Below are 2,444 nucleotides of genomic sequence, written 5' to 3' on the forward strand. Positions count from 1 at the left end.
GTCAAAAATGAGACGTGGGTATATCCACCCACCCTTTTGATCCTGGTCAAGTGGCCTATGCCCTGCCTGCGTCATGGTGCGCTCGTACAGGGGAATTTCAGAGCGCCGTGCTTGGAAATAACCAAAGTCAAGTCCGCCCTGCCGGGCGGGTGGTAGCTGATACGGCGACTTCTTCTATGGGGAAATACCCGATGAGTAAGCTAGGATATTTTGGAACCGCTCTGGGGCTGGCGCTTCTCGCTTCGACCGCCCTGGTCGGCATCACCAGCTACAGTGCTTCCGCGACCGCCGCTGAGACCGCCGCTGCCGCCAAGGACGACGGGCACGCCGACAAGAAGCAGCCCTATGAGCCCAGCATGGATACGCTCGGCAAGGCGCAGATGGAGCAGGGCGGCAGCAAGCCCGGCGTGCCCACGCTTACCGCCGCCGAGTTCGAGGAAGGCAAGCAGATCTATTTCGAGCGTTGCGCCGGCTGCCATGGCGTGCTGCGCAAGGGCGCTACCGGCAAGCCTTTGACCACGGACAAGACCCGCGAGCTGGGGTTCGATTATCTACGTGACTTCATCACCTACGGTTCTGCCGCCGGCATGCCGGACTGGGGCACCTCGGGACAGTTGACCGAGCGTCAGGTCGATCTGATGACGCGCTACCTGCTGAACGAACCGCCCCAGCCGCCCGAATGGGGGCTTGCCGAAATGCGCGGCAGTTGGAAGCTGCTGGTTCCGGTCGCCCAGCGCCCGACCAAGCAGATGAACAAGCTGGACCTGGACAACCTGTTCTCGGTCACGCTGCGCGACACCGGCGAGATCGCGCTGATCGACGGCGCCAGCAAGCAGATCATCAAGGTCATCGAGACGGGCTATGCGGTCCACATCTCCCGCATGTCGGCCTCGGGCCGCTACCTTTACGTGATCGGGCGCGACGGCCGGGTAGACCTGATCGACCTCTGGATGTCGGAACCGACCACCGTCGCCGAACTGAAGATCGGGATCGAGGCGCGCTCGATCGAGACGTCGAAGTTCCACGGCTGGGAAGACAAGCTTGCCATCGCCGGCGCGTACTGGCCGCCGCAATACGTCATCATGGACGGCCCGACGCTGGAACCGATCAAGGTGGTGTCGACCCGCGGCATGACCGTCGATACCCAGGAATATCATCCGGAACCGCGCGTCGCCTCCATCGTCGCCAGCCACTTCAACCCGGAATTCGTCGTCAACATCAAGGAAACCGGCCAGATCCTGATGGTCAACTACGAGGACTTGAAGAACCTCAAGGTGACCACGATCGGGGCCGAACGGTTCCTGCACGACGGCGGGTTCGACAGCACCGGCCGCTACTTCCTGGTCGCCGCCAATGCGCGGCACAAGGTCGCCGTGGTCGATACCAAGCTGAACCTGCTGTCGGCCCTGGTCGATACCAACGGGCTGACGCCCCATCCGGGACGCGGCGCCAACTTCATCCATCCCAAGTTCGGTCCGGTCTGGGCGACCAGCCACCTGGGCGACGACACGATCTCCTTCATCGGCACCGATCCGGAAAAGCATCCGGCTCAGGCGTGGAAGATCGTCGACAGCGTGCGCGGCCAGGGCGGCGGGTCGCTGTTCATCAAGACCCACCCGAAGTCGACCAACCTTTGGGTCGATACTCCGCTGAACCCGGACGAAGACATGCGCGCTTCGGTGGCCGTGTTCGACATCAAGGACCTCGCCAAGGGCTACACCGTGCTGCCGATCGCCGAGTGGTCCGGGATCAAGGAAGGCGCCCGCCGCGTCGTCCAGGGCGAGTACAACAAGGGCGGCGACGAGGTGTGGTTCTCGGTCTGGAACGCCAAGGACCAGGAATCCGCAATCGTCGTGGTGGACGACAAGACCAGGACGCTGAAGCACGTGATCCGTGACAAGCGCCTGATTACGCCGACCGGCAAGTTCAATACGTACAACACCAAGATGGACGTCTACTGATCCATCGGCTCCGGGGCGGGCGTTCGTCCGCCCGCCCCTTCCCTACCTTAAAACCCCTCTGCTTCAACCGACGGGAATTCCCGCGATCATGTCCACGCCTCGCGTCCATCTCGTGGGGGCCGGTCCCGGAAATCCGGACCTGCTCACGGTAAAGGCCCTGCGCCTGATCCAGGGTGCCGAAGTCGTCGTCTACGACCGGCTGGTACCGTCCGAGATCCTCGACCTGATCCCGCCGTCGGCCCGCCGGATCTTCGTCGGCAAGGAGACGCGGAACCACAGTCTTCCGCAGCACGACATCAACCTGCTGCTGGTCGATCTGGCGCGCGAGGGCAAGCGGGTGGTCCGGCTGAAGGGCGGCGATCCGTTCATCTTCGGACGGGGAAGCGAGGAAGCCCTGACGCTGGCCGAGCACAGCATTCCGTTCGAGATCGTGCCCGGAGTGACCGCCGCCGCCGGCTGCGGCGCCTATGCCGGCATCCCGCT

At 63.5% G+C, this 2,444-nt stretch carries 2 protein-coding genes; both read left to right on the plus strand.

Annotated elements, in window-relative coordinates; all coding sequences use genetic code 11:
• Positions 1-191 precede the first annotated feature (191 nt).
• A complete protein-coding gene (locus AC5JJ6_RS09245) occupies positions 192-1,961 on the plus strand; it encodes a cytochrome D1 domain-containing protein (protein WP_496041757.1) in 1,770 nt (589 codons plus the stop codon).
• Positions 1,962-2,049: 88 nt separating this feature from the next.
• On the plus strand, positions 2,050-2,444 hold a 395-nt coding region (gene cobA, locus AC5JJ6_RS09250; RefSeq protein ID WP_496041758.1), incomplete at its 3' end, for a uroporphyrinogen-III C-methyltransferase.

Source organism: Skermanella sp. (genome assembly GCF_059503625.1).